Annotated in this window: 17 protein-coding genes; 6 read left to right on the top strand and 11 right to left on the bottom strand. The window is 70.5% G+C overall.

Going from position 1 to position 14,716, the window contains the following annotated elements; genetic code table 11:
• Positions 1–6: 6 nt before the first annotated feature.
• Both JNK30_RS10835 and JNK30_RS10840 read left to right on the top strand, forming a co-directional pair.
• Positions 7–474, top strand: a complete 468-nt coding sequence (locus JNK30_RS10835) for a hypothetical protein (protein ID WP_293482265.1) — start codon at positions 7–9, stop codon at positions 472–474.
• A 97-nt stretch (positions 475–571) separates the two neighbouring features.
• The gene (locus tag JNK30_RS10840) at positions 572–2,383 is read left to right on the top strand and encodes a caspase family protein (RefSeq protein ID WP_293482250.1); all 1,812 of its coding nucleotides are present in this window, start codon (positions 572–574) and stop codon (positions 2,381–2,383) included.
• On the opposite strand, the gene JNK30_RS10845 is transcribed toward JNK30_RS10840, so the two are convergent.
• The 4 genes from JNK30_RS10845 to JNK30_RS10860 form a co-directional block, all read right to left on the bottom strand.
• Positions 2,308–2,721, bottom strand: coding sequence for a hypothetical protein (locus tag JNK30_RS10845; RefSeq protein ID WP_293482251.1), 414 nt, complete (start codon positions 2,719–2,721; stop codon positions 2,308–2,310). The genes JNK30_RS10840 and JNK30_RS10845 overlap by 76 nt on opposite strands.
• Before the next feature lie 139 nt (positions 2,722–2,860).
• Complete coding sequence (locus JNK30_RS10850; RefSeq protein WP_293482252.1) at positions 2,861–3,808, bottom strand: alpha/beta hydrolase; 948 nt, start codon at positions 3,806–3,808, stop codon at positions 2,861–2,863.
• Between the two features lie 78 nt (positions 3,809–3,886).
• A complete protein-coding gene (gene ppk2 / locus JNK30_RS10855) occupies positions 3,887–4,987 on the bottom strand; it encodes a polyphosphate kinase 2 (protein WP_293482253.1) in 1,101 nt (366 codons plus the stop codon).
• A gap of 90 nt (positions 4,988–5,077) precedes the next feature.
• Positions 5,078–5,548 (bottom strand): hypothetical protein, encoded by a 471-nt coding sequence (locus tag JNK30_RS10860; RefSeq protein ID WP_293482254.1) that lies wholly within the window; start codon positions 5,546–5,548, stop codon positions 5,078–5,080.
• A 136-nt stretch (positions 5,549–5,684) separates the two neighbouring features.
• Here JNK30_RS10860 and JNK30_RS10865 point away from each other — a divergent pair, with 136 nt between their 5' ends.
• The 3 genes from JNK30_RS10865 to JNK30_RS10875 all read left to right on the top strand — a co-directional run bounded on the left by JNK30_RS10865 (position 5,685) and on the right by JNK30_RS10875 (position 8,269).
• Complete coding sequence (locus JNK30_RS10865) at positions 5,685–5,870, top strand: (2Fe-2S)-binding protein (protein ID WP_293482266.1); 186 nt, start codon at positions 5,685–5,687, stop codon at positions 5,868–5,870.
• Between the two features lie 176 nt (positions 5,871–6,046).
• Complete coding sequence (gene bfr, locus JNK30_RS10870) at positions 6,047–6,529, top strand: bacterioferritin (RefSeq protein WP_293482255.1); 483 nt, start codon at positions 6,047–6,049, stop codon at positions 6,527–6,529.
• A 90-nt stretch (positions 6,530–6,619) separates the two neighbouring features.
• On the top strand, positions 6,620–8,269 hold the full coding sequence (locus JNK30_RS10875) for an MFS transporter (RefSeq protein WP_293482256.1): 1,650 nt from the start codon (positions 6,620–6,622) through the stop codon (positions 8,267–8,269).
• An 18-nt stretch (positions 8,270–8,287) separates the two neighbouring features.
• Here the strand turns inward: JNK30_RS10875 and JNK30_RS10880 are convergent, their stop codons facing one another.
• From JNK30_RS10880 to JNK30_RS10895, 4 genes are all read right to left on the bottom strand, one after another.
• Positions 8,288–8,689, bottom strand: a complete 402-nt coding sequence (locus tag JNK30_RS10880; protein ID WP_293482257.1) for a group II truncated hemoglobin — start codon at positions 8,687–8,689, stop codon at positions 8,288–8,290.
• A gap of 80 nt (positions 8,690–8,769) precedes the next feature.
• Positions 8,770–9,219 carry a hypothetical protein gene (locus JNK30_RS10885; protein ID WP_293482258.1) on the bottom strand — a complete coding sequence of 150 codons (450 nt, stop codon included), beginning with the start codon at positions 9,217–9,219 and terminating at the stop codon, positions 8,770–8,772.
• A 1-nt stretch (position 9,220) separates the two neighbouring features.
• Entirely contained in the window at positions 9,221–10,036 is an 816-nt protein-coding gene (locus JNK30_RS10890; protein ID WP_293482259.1) for a TIGR02587 family membrane protein, read from the bottom strand.
• 40 nt (positions 10,037–10,076) lie between these two features.
• Positions 10,077–10,616: a MarR family transcriptional regulator gene (locus JNK30_RS10895; RefSeq protein WP_293482260.1), complete on the bottom strand. Its 540-nt coding sequence runs from the start codon at positions 10,614–10,616 to the stop codon at positions 10,077–10,079.
• An 85-nt stretch (positions 10,617–10,701) separates the two neighbouring features.
• Here JNK30_RS10895 and JNK30_RS10900 point away from each other — a divergent pair, with 85 nt between their 5' ends.
• A complete protein-coding gene (locus tag JNK30_RS10900; protein ID WP_293482261.1) occupies positions 10,702–11,175 on the top strand; it encodes a DUF417 family protein in 474 nt (157 codons plus the stop codon).
• A 3-nt stretch (positions 11,176–11,178) separates the two neighbouring features.
• Here JNK30_RS10900 and fba read toward each other — a convergent pair whose 3' ends face one another.
• The 3 genes from fba to gap are packed head-to-tail and all read right to left on the bottom strand — an operon-like array spanning position 11,179 to position 14,496.
• Complete coding sequence (gene fba / locus JNK30_RS10905; protein WP_293482262.1) at positions 11,179–12,264, bottom strand: class II fructose-bisphosphate aldolase; 1,086 nt, start codon at positions 12,262–12,264, stop codon at positions 11,179–11,181.
• Between the two features lie 18 nt (positions 12,265–12,282).
• On the bottom strand, positions 12,283–13,476 hold the full coding sequence (pgk, locus tag JNK30_RS10910; RefSeq protein ID WP_293482263.1) for a phosphoglycerate kinase: 1,194 nt from the start codon (positions 13,474–13,476) through the stop codon (positions 12,283–12,285).
• A 9-nt stretch (positions 13,477–13,485) separates the two neighbouring features.
• Positions 13,486–14,496: a type I glyceraldehyde-3-phosphate dehydrogenase gene (gene gap, locus JNK30_RS10915; RefSeq protein ID WP_293482264.1), complete on the bottom strand. Its 1,011-nt coding sequence runs from the start codon at positions 14,494–14,496 to the stop codon at positions 13,486–13,488.
• Positions 14,497–14,716: the final 220 nt, after the last annotated feature.

Genomic DNA, 14,716 nt, shown 5'->3' on the forward strand with positions numbered 1-14,716 from the left:
GAGGGCATGGCGCTTCCCGGACTGATCCCCTCCGCCCTGATCGGCGCCGTCGCCGGCGCGCGTGCGATGACCCCGATGGCGGTGCTCGCGGCCGCCCGCCTCGCCGGCGGCCGCACGCCGGGCCGGCTGTTCCTGCTGGACGGGCCCCTGTTCCGATCGGGCGCCCTGGTCCTGGGCGTGGGCGAGCTGCTCGGCGACAAGCTCAGGTCGGCGCCCGACAGGACGGCGCCTCTGGGCCTGCTCGCCCGAACGCTCAGCGCGGGCATCGCCGGCGCGGCCCTCGCGCCGCACGGCCGTGAGCGGGCCGGCGCCGTCCTGGCCGTCGGCGCCGCGGCCCCGCTGGCCTACCTCACCCTGGGCGGGCGCAGGCGCGCCATGTCCCGGATGGGGCAGACGCGCAGCGGCCTGATCGAGGACGCGCTGGTGATCGCGGCGGGCGCGGCGGTCGTCGCCTTCGCCCTGCGGCGGCGCTGACCAGCACGCGGCGACGTCGCCGACCGCCGATCCCCGGCTTGCGTTACATCCCACCTGGTGTTGTCCTGTGGGGGTCAGTTCGCTTCGGGGTTGAGCGATGCCTCAGACAATCCGGATTCTCGGCGTCCATGGGCTGGGCAAGCAGGAAGCCAACTGGTTCGAGGAGTGGAAGGCGACGGTCCGCAAGGTCTACGAGCACTCGAGCGTCCAGCTTGAGTTCGAGGCCTGCTACTACGACCCGATCTTCGACGACGTGGACCTGTCGGTGGGCGAGATCGCCCGCGCCGCGTTCCTGCTCGGCCGCAGCGGCATCGAGAATGTCTTCCGCCGCGAGCGGGGCCTGTTCGACCGGATCGAGTGGACCGCGGGCTACGTCGTCGCCTGGGTCAGCGACAAAGGGTTCCAGGCGCAGAGCCGGGCGCTGTTCCTGGACAAGGTGAAGACCTTCAAGCCGCACATCATCCTGGCCCACAGCCTGGGCTCGCTGGTCACCTACAATGCCCTCAGCCACCCCGACGCGAAGGCCGACGACACGGCCAGGGTGCTGAAGGCGGCGCACTACGTCACCTTCGGCTCGCAGCTGGCGAACGACTTCGTGAAGGGCAACCTGGCCAACGGCCGCCTCAAGCCCCTGCCGAACGTGCGGCGCTGGTGGCACCTGTTCAACCCGGCTGACCCGGTCTTCACCAAGCGCATCTCCCTGCCCGAGGCGACCAACTTCACCCAGGTGCTGACGCCGTTCGGCGGCGGGCTGGCCGCGCACAATTCGTCCGGATACCTGGGCCACGCACAGGCCGTGGCGCAGTTCTGGCGGCCGTTCGAGGCCTCGGCCATGGGCGCCTCGAAGCTCTTCGGCTTCGGGCCGCAGCCGGCGAAGGCGCGGGCCCGGCCGCAGCGCGAGACGAAGGGCCGCCGCCGCGCGCTCCTGGTCGGCATCAACGACTACATCGATCCCGGCTCGCGCCTGGAGGGCTGCGTCAACGACGTGTTCGCCATGAGCGCCGTGCTGCAGGAATGCGGGTTCGCGCCCGACGAGATCCGGACCTGCCTGGACCGGCGCGCGACGGCGCAGGGCATCCGCGAACGGCTCGAATGGCTGCTCGAGGACGCCAGGCCCGGCGACGAGAGGGTCTTCTACTACAGCGGCCACGGGGCGCAGATGCCCGAGTATGGGCCTGACGACGAACCGGACCGCCTGGTGGAGACGCTGGTGCCCTGTGACTTCGACTGGTCCATGGACACGGCGGTGACCGACGAGCACATCGCGGGCCTCTACAGCCAGCTGCCCTACGACACGCGGCTGGCGATGATCTTCGACTGTTGCCATTCGGGCGGCATCCACCGGCAGGGCGGGGCGCGGCCCCGCGGGATCAACCCGCCCGACGACATCCGTCACCGCCAGCTGAAGTGGGACGCCAAGGCCGAGATGTGGGTGGACCGAGACTTCGAGCGCATCAACCCCGAGTTCGCCACCAGCAACAAGACGAACGCGGAGTTCTTCGGCAAGTCGGGCGCGAAGCTGCGGCTCGGGCGGGCGGCCATGCTGCGGGCCGAGACGGCCCAGGCGGAGTACCGCCGCGCGAAAGCCCAGGAAGGGATCGTCGGGCCCTACCTGCCCCTGATCATCGAGGCCTGCGCCGAGGACCAGTTCAGCTACGAGTACCGTCACGGCGCGACGAGCTACGGCGCCTTCACCTTCACGCTGGCCAGCCTGCTGAGGAAGCGGGCGAAGATCACGTTCACCGAGCTGGTCGAGGCGGCCCGCGAGCAGCTCGCCGAACTGCAGTACGCCCAGACCCCGCAGATCCTCGGGCCGACGCAGGTGGTCAACGCTCAGGTCCCGTGGCGCACGGGCGGCGCCGGACGAGGCGGACCGCCGGGCAGCGCCACGCCCCGGTTATCGGGCTGACCCGACCCGCGGCGCGGCGACCTCGGGCTGGTGGTCCAGGCGACCACGACCGCGCTGCCATAGACGCCGAGCGGCTCACTGGTGGGATGGTCCGTCGGGAGGCGGTTGACGCCGATCCGGAACCCCGGCGCGACGTCGACGAGCCCTGCCGGCACGTGTCCCGGCGTGATGTCGGCGGCGAGGGCGAGCACCCGGGCGAAGCCGTCGGGCGTGGCCCCCAGCGCCTCGAGGACATAGGCGACGTCGCCGGCGCTCCGGCGCTTCCAGCCGTGGTCGGCCCCGTTCCAGGCGAGCATGCCCGCGTGACGGCTGTGATACTCGGCGGCGCTCTCCCGCATGGCGTCTCGACCTCGCTTGGTGGAATCCCCGGGCCGGGCGCTTCGTCGCCGAAGTCCGCGGCCTTGGCGACTCCCCGCACGACCTGTCCACAGGAGAAGCCGCGCCGCCGCCAGAAGCGGACGCACGTCGGCCCGTCGCCTACCCCGCGAAGGCCCGGGCCAGGGCGGCCTCGGTGTCGCGGGCGGCGGTGCGGGCCACGTCGGAGGCGGCGGCCCACTGGAAGCCGTGGAAGGCGCCCGGATAGACGTGCAGCTCGACGGGCACGCCCGCGCGGGTCAGGCGGCGGGCGAACTCGAGGTTCTCCTCCAGGAAGAGGTCGAGGGCGGCCGTGGCGAGGTAGGTCGGCGGAAGGCCCGCGAGGTCCTGGGCCCGGGCCGGGGCGGCGTAGGGCGAGACGTCGTCGCGGCCGGGCGGGTGGCCCAGCAGGCTCTCCCAGCCGAAGCGGTTCGCCTCGCGGGTCCAGACGTAGTCGCCGACGAACGGGTGCGGATCGGCGGCCACGCAGGTCCGGTCGTCGATCATCGGATAGATGAGGTGCTGGAAGGCGAGGCGATGCTCGCCGCGGTCGCGCGCGAGCAGGGCCAGGGCCGCGGCGTGGCCGCCGCCCGCGCTCTCGCCCATGACGCCGACGCGGGCCCGGTCGACGCCCAGCTCGTCCGCCTCGGCCATCACCCAGGACAGCGCCGCGTAGCAGTCCTCCACGGCGCCGGGGAACACCGTCTCGGGCGCCAGGCGATAGTTCACCGAGACGATCGCGCAGCCCAGCTGCGCCGCCAGCCGCCGATGGGCCGCCTCCTGGCCCCGCGCGTCGCCGGTGACGAAGCCGCCGCCGTGGATGTGCAGGATGCACGGGCGCGCTCCGGCGCCTTCCCGCGGCCGGTAGATCAGCACCTCGACGCCGGGCGCGCCGGCGGGGCCGGGGATGGTCCGGACCTCGAGATCGGTGCGCGCCACGTCCGCCGGGTCGGGCTGGAACATGACCGGCCGCGACCGGATGGCCGGCAGCGCCTCGATGCTCAGCTGCAGGGGCGGGATGGTGTCCAGCAGCGGCAGCAGCTGGGGGTCGACGAGATGGCGGCTGCCCATGCGCGGCGGGTCCTCTAGGCCAGGCGGGCCGTCACTCTGCCGCGCCGGTCCGACCCGGGCAATCGCCTGCGGGGGGGCTCAGACGTACCGGCCGCTCGCGAGGTCGTGCTCGCCCCGCTCGTGGATGATGTTCGCGCGGCCCACGAGCAGGTCGTCGACGGCGCCGATGCGGTCGATGTCCTTGCCCGCGTAGGGCAGCGAGTGCAGCACGTAGCGCATGGCGTTCAGCCGGGCGCGCTTCTTGTCGTCCGACTTCACGACCGTCCAGGGCGAGTCGGCGGTGTCGGTGTGGAAGAACATCGCCTCCTTGGCGCGGGTGTAGTCGTCCCACTTGTCCAGCGACGCCAGGTCGACCGGCGAGAGCTTCCACTGCTTCAGCGGATGCACCTGGCGCTCCTTGAAGCGCCGGCGCTGCTCGTCGCGGCTGACCGAGAACCAGAACTTGATCAGGTGGATGCCGCTGCGGACCAGGTTGCGCTCGAACTCGGGCGCCTGGCGCAGGAACTCCTCGTACTCGGCGGGCGTGCAGAAGCCCATGACGCGCTCGACGCCCGAGCGGTTGTACCAGCTGCGGTCGAAGAGGACGATCTCGCCCGCCGTCGGCAGGTGCTGGACGTAGCGCTGGAAGTACCACTGTCCCCGCTCGACCTCGCTGGGCTTCTCCAGGGCCACGACGCGCGCGCCGCGCGGGTTCAGGTGCTCCATGAAGCGCTTGATGGCGCCGCCCTTGCCGGCGGCGTCGCGGCCCTCGAACAGGATCACCACCCGCTGGCGGGAGTCCTTCACCCAGGCCTGCAGCTTCAGGAGCTCGGTCTGCAGGACGAACTTCTGCTCCTCGTAGTCGCGGCGCAGCATCTTGTACTTGTAGGGATAGCCGCCCTGCCGCCAGTTGTCGGCCAGGTCGTCCCGGGTGCGGCGCGGCGTTCTCGCCTTCACCGGCGCGCCCAGGGCCCGCTGCATGGCGGCCGCGTCGTCGGGGGCGTCGCCCTCCAGGATCGCATCGACCCCCTCGGCGCCGGCGCCGCCGATCGCGCGCAGCGCCGCAAGCTCGGCGTCCTGCGCGCCCTCGATCGCGCCGGTGACGGCGAGCTTCGTGACCTGCTCGGTGGTGGGGGCCGGCTCGGGCTCCACCGGGCGGACTGCGGGACGATGGCCCAGGCCGGCCTTGGCGATGCTCATGCGGGTCGCTCTTCGATCGCGCGGGACAAGCGCCTTTCGTGCCTCGGCTCGGGGGCCGGCGCCTTGATCTGGATCATGCGCCCCGGCGGGCTAGTAGGGCTTGCCGTCGACCAGGGTCTCGCCGCCCAGCTCCTCGATGGAGACCTGGATCCACCGGCTGTCGCGCGCCTCCCAGCGCTCGACGTGCTTCTGGGTGGTGACCACGTTGAACTCGGTCCGGCCGTCGCGGCCCAGCATCTGACGGTCCCAGCGCTGGTCGGTCCACGCGGTGGCGCAGTGGCCGTCGCAGCCCACCTCCACCCTGGTGACGTCGATCCGCAGCGCATGGGTGCGCGTGATGATCGACCAGGCCTGCAGCTGCCTGGCCCGCAGCGCGGCCCGGTCGGTGATCGAGCCGTCGTCCTCGACGATCCGGTAGTCGGCCGGGACGGTCTCCATGTACCGGTCGATGTCCTTGTCGATCGTGGCGTGGACGCCGAAGTCGATCTCGTCCTCGATCGCCTCGCGCACGGCCTGCTCCTGCAGGAGCGCCGCCGAGAGGGCCAGCACCGTCAGCATCATCGCGAGCCTCCGTCCGCCGGCCCAGCTTGGCCCAGGCCCGCGGCGGCTCCAAGCCCTCGAACGGTATTGCGAATGACTTGCAAACGCGTTCGCAATGGGCTAGATGGGACGGGTCAGCCAGGAGCCTCCGCGCCCCATGTACGTCTGCAACTGCAATGGCATCCGGGAGCGCGACGTGCGGGCCGCCATCGCCGCGGGCGCCACGCGCCCGGCGCAGATCTTCAAGGCGTGCGATTCCAGGCCGCAGTGCGCGCGCTGCGTCTGCGACATGCGCGAGATCCTGCAAGAGGATCGCGAGGCGCTGCGCTACGCCGCCGAGTAGGCGCCCTGCGACGCTTCGGTTCGCCCAGACGGGGCGAAAATACAGCAATCGCAAATCATTCTCAGTCGAATCCCGGCTTTTCGCAGCAACCGCAAATCACTCGCAGACATTGTCTTTGACAGCGCCCCGGAGCCAAAGGCATTCGAGGTAAGTTGATTTGATCGGAGGCGGTTTCAATGCAGGGCGACAAGGGGATCATCCGCATGCTCAATGCGGTCCTCACCAATGAACTGACCGCCGTGAACCAGTATTATCTGCACGCGCGGATGTACGAGAACTGGGGCTTCGCCCGCCTCGGCAAGATCACCTATGAAGAGTCGATCGGCGAGATGAAGCACGCCGACAAGCTCATCAAGCGCATCCTCTTCCTTGACGGCCTGCCGAACCTGCAGGACCTGCACAAGCTCTCGATCGGCGAGACCGTGGTCGAGGGACTGACCGCCGACCTCGCGGTGGAGGTGGGCGGGCGTCAGACGCTCATCGAGGGCATCAAGCTGTGCGAGGCGCAGGCCGACTTCGTCTCCCGCGAGGTGCTGCGCGAGATCCTCGAGGACACCGAGGAGCACATCGACTACCTCGAGACCCAGCTCAGCCTGGTGAAGAGCCTGGGCGAGCAGAACTACCTGCAGAGCGCCATGGGCGAGCTGCCCGAGAGCTGATCCGCAGCGTCCCCGCCGCGGCCCCTGGGGGCTGGCCGCGGGCGCGGCGAGGCCCTACCGTCCCGCCAACGAAAGCGGGGGAGGGACGGCATGGCGGCGGCAGGGGAGGCGGCGCCCGCGGCGCGGCGGGGGAACGTCGGCGTGATCGCCGGCGCCTCCGTGGGCACCGTGTTCGAGTGGTACGACTTCTACCTCTACGGCTCGCTGGCCAGCTTCATCACGGCCCACTTCTTCTCGGGCGTGAACGAGGTCACCGGCTACATCTTCGCCCTGCTGGCCTTCGCCGCCGGGTTCGCGGTGCGGCCGTTCGGGGCGATCGTCTTCGGCCGCCTGGGCGACCTGTGGGGCCGCAAGAACACCTTCCTCGTGACCATGCTGCTGATGGGCCTGTCGACCTTCGTCGTGGGCCTGCTGCCCAGCTACGAGACGATCGGCGTGGCCGCGCCGATCCTGCTGATCACCCTGCGGCTGGTGCAGGGCCTGGCGCTGGGCGGCGAGTACGGCGGGGCGGCGACCTACGTGGCCGAGCATGCGCCGCCGGGCAAGCGCGGCCTCTACACCAGCTGGATCCAGACGACGGCGACGGCGGGCCTCTTCCTCTCGCTGATCGTGATCCTGGTGGTCCGCGCCCACATCGGCGAGGACGCCTTCAAGGCCTGGGGCTGGCGCATCCCGTTCCTGGTCTCGATCCTGCTGCTGGGCGTCTCGCTCTGGATCCGCCTGCGGCTCAACGAGAGCCCGGTGTTCCAGCAGATGGTGGACGAGGGCAAGACCTCGAAGAGCCCGCTGAAGGAGAGCTTCGGCCAGTGGTCGAACCTCAAGCTGGTGATCCTGGCGCTGGCGGGCCTCACCGCGGGCCAGGCGGTGGTCTGGTACACCGGCCAGTTCTACGCGCTGTTCTTCCTCGAGCGCATGCTGAAGGTGGACGGGGCGCTCACCAACACGCTCGTCGCCATCGCGCTGGCGCTGGGGACGCCGTTCTTCATCGTCTTCGGCTGGCTCTCGGACAAGGTCGGCCGCAAGCCGGTGATCCTTGTCGGCTGCGTCGTCGCCGCGCTCACCTACTTCCCGATCTTCAAGGCGCTGACCGAGGCCGCCAATCCGGACCTCGCCCACGCGACGGCGCGAGCGCCGGTGACGGTGATCGCCAATCCGGCGGACTGCTCGTTCCAGTTCGACCCCGTGGGCAAGACGGTCTTCTCGAGCGGCTGCGACATCGCCAAGTCGACGCTCGCCACCGCCGGCGTCAGCTACGAGAACGCGGCCGCGCCGCCGGGGACCTCGGGCGCCATCGTCCGGGTCGGGCAGGTCGAGATCGCCTCGCCCGACGCCGCGCCGGCCGACGCCGCGGCGCGCAAGGCGGAGTTCGGCAAGCAGCTCGGCACGATCCTCACGGCCGCCGGCTATCCCGCCAAGGCCGACCCGGCCAAGGTCGACAGGCCTATGGTCGTGGGCCTGCTGTTCCTGCTCGTGCTCTACGTGACCATGGTCTACGGCCCCATCGCCGCGGCGCTGGTCGAGATGTTCCCGGCGCGGATCCGCTACACGTCCATGTCGCTGCCCTACCACCTCGGCAACGGCTGGCTGGGCGGCTTCCTGCCGACGACCGCCTTCGCCATGGTGGCGGCGACGGGGAACATCTACTTCGGCCTCTGGTATCCCATCGCCGTGGCGGCCTTCACCGCCGTGGTGGGGCTCTTCTTCATCCGGGAGATGCGCGGAAATCCCATCGAGGCGTGAGGCTCGGAGCCCCGCGCCTCAGTGGTTGCGCAGGCTCTCGCACATGCGACGGAAGGCCTCCTCGAGCGGCGCGCGCCAGTCGGCGGGCGGCGGCTCGAGCAGCATCGCCTTGCGCATGCAGGCCATCCACTGCCCGGCCTCCTCGGCGCCGATGGCGTAGGGCGCGTGGGCCGACATGATGCAGGGGCGGCCGGGGTGGCGCTGTCCGTAGACCGGAGGCCCGCCCATCCAGCCGACCAGCCAGTCGGCGAGGCGCTGGCGGATCGCGCCGAGGTCGTCGCCGTGCATGGCCCGGATCCCCGCCGCCGCCGGGTCGCCGTCCATCACGTCGTAGAAGGCGTCCACCAGGCGGCGGATGCCGGCCTCGCCGCCGAAGGCTTCGTACGGGCTGCGGGTCGGAAGTTCGGGCGCGACGGACATGCGGCCAGCCTAGGCCCTGGTCGCGCCGCCGGTTTGATGCGGATCAATGCGCCGCGCCGAACGCGCCCGCGCGCCGCGCCTCAGGGGTCCTGCCAGCCCTCGGCCTCGAGGCTGACGCGGCCGGCGGAGGGGTCGGCGCGGAAGAGCACGCCGCCCCGGGCTTCGCCGCGCCCGGGGACATAGGCGAACGAGGCGCGGCGCTCCTCGACCACCCGTCCGCCGGCCTCGAGCACGGCGCGCACCTCGACGTCGGCGGCGGTGGCGTAGCTGTCGTTGCGCACCGTGACCGGCACGGCGAATCCCGCCGGCGTGGATTCGGGGACGCCCGCCGACAGGCTCAGCCGGGGCGCGTCGGCATGGTCCGTCAGGCCCTCCCACACCGAATAGCCGAGCACCCCGGCCGTGGCGACGAGGCCCAGGGCGGCGGCCGCCCATTCGAGGGCCGGGGTCCGCTTCGCCGCGGCCTTCTTCGCCGCGGGCTTCGCGGCGGGCTTGGCGGCGGGTTTCGACGTCGGCCGGCGTGTCGCCATCTCACACCACCAGCCGGGCGATCGCGGCCCCGACGGCCGAGGGAAAGCCCAGGACGACGACGGCGCGGACCGCCTCGCTGAGCCCGCTCTCGAAGCGGCCGAAGGTCCACAGCACGTACACGCTCACCAGCAGCGCCAGGCCGTAGCCGGCGAGCGTGAAATGAAGGAAGGCGCGGAGATGGCCTTCGTGGCCATGCTGTCCCGCGAACCCGACGGTGAACACCAGGGCGTGCAGCGTCGTCAGCGACAACAGGATCAGCGCCGCCGCGTGCCACGGGCTCATCTTGAACCCGATGAGGATCATCTCTTCCGTCGGCGCGACGTTGAAGGCGAGGAACAGCGCCCCGGCGGTCATCAGGAACAGCTCGCCTGCGTAGCCCGCCCGATCCTCCGCCGGCGTGCGCACGGCGCCCTCCTGCAGCTGCTTGTTGGCCAGGACCGCGCCCATGCTGGCGGGCGCGGCCTGCACGGCGATCATGCCCACCGCCTCGCGCAGGCCCGTCTGCGGCCCGAGCAGGCCGAACACCCAGAGCAGCAGCGCCGAGACCACGAAGCCCACCAGCAACGCCGCCAGGGTGTCCAGGGCGTCGTCGGCGAGCGACGTCTCGTTCCGGAAGCCGGCGAAGCGGGCCAGCCCGAAGACGACGGCGGCGGTCACTACGACGAAGAGCGCCAGGCGCAACCGGCCCATGTGGAAGCCCAGCTCCCACATCTCCATGGTCATCAGCAGCGGGAAGCCGAAGATCAGCGCCCCGGCGGCGGCCCTCGCCAGGGCGGTGAGGTAGGGCTCCTCGGCCTTGTCTGCGCGCGTGGCCATCGCGACGACAACGCACGAACGGCCAAGCTGGATGCGCGGTTCAGGGATCCCCGGATTCCGCCCCGCCCTCGAGCGCCTCGGCCTTCTGGTGGACCGGGCAGCGGTCCTCGGGACAGACGATCCCGTCGCAGAGGCGGCAGATGTGGCCCGCGTGCCAGCCGCCCGTGGTGACGCCGCGAAGCAGCTTTTCCAGCAGGGCCTCCAGCTGCGCCTGTTCGTCAGGCGCCAGGATGCCGACCACCTCGCCCAGCGCCACGCAACGGTCGGCCAGTATGGCTCGCGCGCGCTCCCGGCCGGCTTCCGTGAGGCTGAGCGCCACCGCCCGGCGATCCTGCCCTTGTCCGCTGCGGACCAGGCCCGCGGCCTCGAGCTTGTCGACGAGGCGCACCGTCGCGGGGTGCGACAGCGCCAGCATGCGCGCGAGCTCGGCGTTGGAACACCCGTCCCAGAAGCTCAGGACGTTCAGCGCCGCCGCCGAGGAGTCGGTCTCGTTCGGGCGCCGCGCCATCTGCCGCCGGAGCCGCTCGCTGACCTCACCCGCCAACGCCCCGAGAAGATTTGCCGTCCGCAGCTTGGTCATCGTGCACCCTGTTCGCACGGCGAGATTGACATGAACGCCCCTTCGCGTCGATATGTGCGTGTTGCACGCAATTATGGAGGAAACGATGAGTGCGGCGATTTCGGAGACGCGCCTGACTGCGGTCGGAGGCGGCGTCTTGCGCTACAGCCTGGTGCTCTTCTTCCTGGGGTTCGGGCTCTACAAGTTCACGCCGGAGGAGGCGGCGGCCATCGCCCCGCTGCTCGAGAACAGCCCGCTGCTGTCATGGCTCTACGCGGTGGCCGGCCAGCAGGGCGCGTCCAACATCGTCGGCGTGGTCGAGATCGCGCTCGCGCTTGTTGTCGCCTCGCGGCGCTTCATCCCGCAGGTCTCGGCATGGGGAAGCCTCGGGGTCGCGGCCAGCCTGGTCGTGACCCTGAGCTTCCTGGCCACGACGCCCGGCATCGATCCGGCGACGGGCGGCTTCATCATCAAGGACGTGACCCTGCTGGGAGCAGCCCTGTGGTCGGCCGGCGAGGCCTTCGGTGCGGCGAAGGCCCGCGCAGAGCGTCGCGCCGGATCCGCTCCGGTCGCGGCGTGAGGACTACTCGGCGGCGACCTTCGTCACGCCGATCTTCGGCGCGAGCTCGCCGGCCTGATAGCGCTTGGCCATGGCCGAGAGCGGGATCGGCTTGATCTTGTCGGCGTGGCCCGCCGTGCCGAACTCCTCGAAGCGCTGGATGCACACCTTGCGCATCGCCTCCTTCGCCGGCTTCAGATAGCCGCGCGGGTCGAACTCGCCGGGCTTCTCGGTGAAGACCTGGCGGATCGCCGCGGTGATCGCCATGCGGTTGTCGGTGTCGATGTTGATCTTGCGCACGCCGTGCTTGATGCCGCGCTGGATCTCCTCGACCGGGACGCCCCAGGTCTGGGGCATCTGGCCGCCGTACTTGTTGATCAGGTCCTGCAGGTCCTGCGGCACCGAGCTGGAGCCGTGCATCACCAGGTGGGTGTTCGGCAGGCGGCGGTGGATCTCCTCGATCACGTGCATGGCCAGGACGTCGCCGTCCGGCTGGCGCGTGAACTTGTAGGCCCCGTGGCTGGTGCCCATGGCGATGGCCAGGGCGTCGACCTCGGTGGCCTTCACGAACTCCACGGCCTGGTCGGGATCGGTCAGGAGCTGGTCGTGGCCCAGCTTGCCCTCGAAGCCGTGGCCGTCCTCCTTCTCGCCCATGCCGGTCTCGAGCGAGCCCAGAACGCCCAGTTCGCCCTCGACCGAGGCGCCGACCCAATGGGCCATGTCCACGACGTTGCGGGTGACCTTCACGTTGTAGTCGTAGTCGGCGGGCGTCTTGCCGTCGGCCTTCAGCGAGCCGTCCATCATCACCGAGGTGAAGCCGTACTGGATCGCCGTGGCGCAGGTGGCTTCGTTGTTGCCGTGATCCTGGTGCATGCAGATCGGGATGTCCGGGTACATCTCGGCCATCGCGTCGATCAGGTGCTTCAGCACGATGTCGTTGGCGTAGGACCGCGCCCCGCGCGAGGCCTGCATGATCACGGGCGAGTTGGTGGCCTCCGCGGCCTCCATGATCGCCAGCGCCTGTTCCATGTTGTTGATGTTGAACGCGGGCACGCCGTAGCCGTGCTCGGCGGCGTGATCGAGAAGCTGTCGAAGCGTAATCCTGGCCATCGGGTCCCCAGCTGTCTTCTATCGGGCCAGAGCCGCCACGCCGGGCAGCTCCTTGCCTTCCATCCATTCAAGAAACGCGCCGCCCGCCGTTGAGACGAACGTGAAGTCGTCCGCGACGCCGGCCGCGTTGAGGGCCGCCACGGTATCACCGCCGCCGGCCACCGCCACAAGCTTCCCGGACATGGCGAGCTTCGCGGCGGTCTTCGCCGCTTCAACCGTGGCCTTGTCGAACGGTTCCACCTCGAAGACGCCGAAGGGCCCGTTCCAGATCAGGGTCTTGGCCTCGCCCATGGCCTCCAGCACGCGCTGAAGGGTCTGCGGGCCCACGTCGAAGATCTTCTCGTCGGCGGGAACCCCGTCCGACAGCGCGATGGTGCGGCTGGGCGCGCCCGCCGTCAGCTCCCTGGCCACCACCACGTCCGTCGGCAGGATGATGCGGCATCCCGAGGCCTGCGCCTTCTTCAGGATCTCGCGGGCGGTGTCGGCCATGTCCTTCTCGCAGAGCGAGCCGCCGATCTCGGCGCCCTGGGCGTAGCAGAAGGTGTTGGCCATGCCGCCGCCGATGGCCAGGTAGTCCAGCTTGCCGACCAGGTTGTTCAGGAGGTCGAGCTTGGTCGACACCTTCGCGCCGCCGACGATGCCCAGAACCGGCCGCTGCGGATTGCCCAGCGCGGCGTCCAGCGCTTCCAGCTCCTTGCGCATCTGCTCGCCGGCGTAGGCGGGCAGGCGGCGGGCGAGGCCTTCCGTCGAGGCGTGCGCCCGGTGCGCGGCCGAGAAGGCGTCGTTGACGAAGAGGTCGCCGTTGGCCGCGAGGGCCGCCGCGAACTCGGCGTCGTTCTTCTCCTCGCCGGCGTGGTAGCGGACGTTCTCCAGCAGCAGGACGTCGCCGTCTTTCATGGCCGCCACGGCCCTGGCGGCGTCGTCGCCCACGCAGTCGTCGACGAAGGCGACCGGCGCGCCGACCAGCTTGGCGAGCGGGCCGACCACCGGCTTCAGGCTCATCTCGGGCACGCGCTTGCCCTTCGGCCGGTCGAAGTGGGCGAGCAGGATGGTCCTTGCTCCGCCCCGCCGCAGCTTGTCGATGGTCGGCAGCGCGGCCCGCAGGCGGGTGTCGTCGGCCACCGCGCCGTCCTGCATGGGCACGTTGAAGTCCACGCGGACCAGGGCGCGCCGGCCCTGGAGATCGGCGTCGTCGAGGGTCCGGAAGGTCATGGCGTTCTCTTAGATCAGCGACGCCATGTGGACGGCGGTGTCGCTCATGCGGGTCGAGAAGCCCCACTCGTTGTCGTACCAGCTGAGGACGCGGCAGAGGCCGCCGTCCACGATCTGGGTCTGCGGCAGGGCCACGGTCGAAGACGCCGGGTTGTGGTTGAAGTCGATCGAGACCAGCGGGTCCTTGGTCACCGCCAGCACGCCCTTCAGCGGGCCGTTGGCGGCCGCTTCCAGCGCCGCGTTGATGTCGGCGACGGTGGTGGCGCGGGTGGGCACGAACTTCAGATCGACCACCGAGACGTTCGGGGTCGGCACGCGGATCGACGAGCCGTCGAGCTTGCCGGCCAGGGCCGGGATCACCAGGCCCAGGGCCTTGGCGGCGCCGGTCGAGGTGGGGATCATCGACATGGCCGCGGCGCGGGCGCGGTACAGGTCCTTGTGCATCGTATCCAGCGTGGGCTGGTCGCCGGTGTAGGAGTGGATCGTGGTCATGTAGCCACGCTCGATCCCGCACAGCTCCTGCAGTACGTGCGCCACCGGCGCCAGGCAGTTGGTGGTGCACGACGCGTTGGAGATGATCACGTCATCCTTGGTCAGCGTGCCGTGGTTCACGCCGTAGACGATCGTCTTGTCCACGCCCTCGCCCGGGGCCGAGATGATCACGCGCTTGGCGCCCGCTTCCAGGTGGGCCGAAGCCTTGTCCTTGGCGGTGAAGATGCCGGTGCACTCCAGCGCGATGTCGACGCCCAGGTCCTTGTGCGGCAGATCCTTCGGGTCGCGGATGGCGGTGACCTTGATCGGCGCGTACCCGGCGATCACGATCGTGTCGCCCTCGACCTTCACGTCGGCCGGGAAGCGGCCGTGCACGCTGTCGTAGCGCAGCAGGTGGGCGTTGGTCTCGACCGGGCCCAGGTCGTTGATCGCGACCACCTCGATATCCTTGCGGCCATGCTCCACGATCGAACGCAGGACCAGGCGGCCGATGCGACCGAAACCGTTGATGGCGACGCGGACAGCCATGAGGCGGGGCTCCTTCGAGGTTTTTTTCGTGGCCGGGTTCTTGAGGCGGGGGGCGTCCGAGTCAACCCCTCACGCCAGGGACGCGAGGCGCATCACGCGACGAATTCCGGGGAAGCGCGTTCCGGGCCCATGCCGCTGAAGCTCCGCCACGTCGCGCCCGCCGCCGTCCTCGTCCCCACGCTGGCGCTCACCTTCGCCTGCAGCCGCACCCCCGAGCCGG

The organism is Phenylobacterium sp. (assembly GCF_016793225.1).
Classification (GTDB): domain Bacteria; phylum Pseudomonadota; class Alphaproteobacteria; order Caulobacterales; family Caulobacteraceae; genus Phenylobacterium.

Coding starts and splice junctions, on each gene's coding strand:
- JNK30_RS10850 (WP_293482252.1), bottom strand. CDS start 3,808: ATGGGCAGCCGCCATCTCGTCGACCCCCAGCTGCTGCCGCTGCTGGAC.
- JNK30_RS10835 (WP_293482265.1), top strand. CDS start 7: ATGGCGCTTCCCGGACTGATCCCCTCCGCCCTGATCGGCGCCGTCGCC.
- JNK30_RS10840 (WP_293482250.1), top strand. CDS start 572: ATGCCTCAGACAATCCGGATTCTCGGCGTCCATGGGCTGGGCAAGCAG.
- ppk2 (WP_293482253.1), bottom strand. CDS start 4,987: ATGAGCATCGCCAAGGCCGGCCTGGGCCATCGTCCCGCAGTCCGCCCG.
- JNK30_RS10865 (WP_293482266.1), top strand. CDS start 5,685: ATGTACGTCTGCAACTGCAATGGCATCCGGGAGCGCGACGTGCGGGCC.
- fba (WP_293482262.1), bottom strand. CDS start 12,264: ATGGCCAGGATTACGCTTCGACAGCTTCTCGATCACGCCGCCGAGCAC.
- JNK30_RS10845 (WP_293482251.1), bottom strand. CDS start 2,721: ATGCGGGAGAGCGCCGCCGAGTATCACAGCCGTCACGCGGGCATGCTC.
- JNK30_RS10895 (WP_293482260.1), bottom strand. CDS start 10,616: ATGACCAAGCTGCGGACGGCAAATCTTCTCGGGGCGTTGGCGGGTGAG.
- JNK30_RS10890 (WP_293482259.1), bottom strand. CDS start 10,036: ATGGCCACGCGCGCAGACAAGGCCGAGGAGCCCTACCTCACCGCCCTG.
- pgk (WP_293482263.1), bottom strand. CDS start 13,476: ATGACCTTCCGGACCCTCGACGACGCCGATCTCCAGGGCCGGCGCGCC.
- gap (WP_293482264.1), bottom strand. CDS start 14,496: ATGGCTGTCCGCGTCGCCATCAACGGTTTCGGTCGCATCGGCCGCCTG.
- bfr (WP_293482255.1), top strand. CDS start 6,047: ATGCAGGGCGACAAGGGGATCATCCGCATGCTCAATGCGGTCCTCACC.
- JNK30_RS10885 (WP_293482258.1), bottom strand. CDS start 9,219: ATGGCGACACGCCGGCCGACGTCGAAACCCGCCGCCAAGCCCGCCGCG.
- JNK30_RS10900 (WP_293482261.1), top strand. CDS start 10,702: ATGAGTGCGGCGATTTCGGAGACGCGCCTGACTGCGGTCGGAGGCGGC.
- JNK30_RS10880 (WP_293482257.1), bottom strand. CDS start 8,689: ATGTCCGTCGCGCCCGAACTTCCGACCCGCAGCCCGTACGAAGCCTTC.
- JNK30_RS10875 (WP_293482256.1), top strand. CDS start 6,620: ATGGCGGCGGCAGGGGAGGCGGCGCCCGCGGCGCGGCGGGGGAACGTC.
- JNK30_RS10860 (WP_293482254.1), bottom strand. CDS start 5,548: ATGATGCTGACGGTGCTGGCCCTCTCGGCGGCGCTCCTGCAGGAGCAG.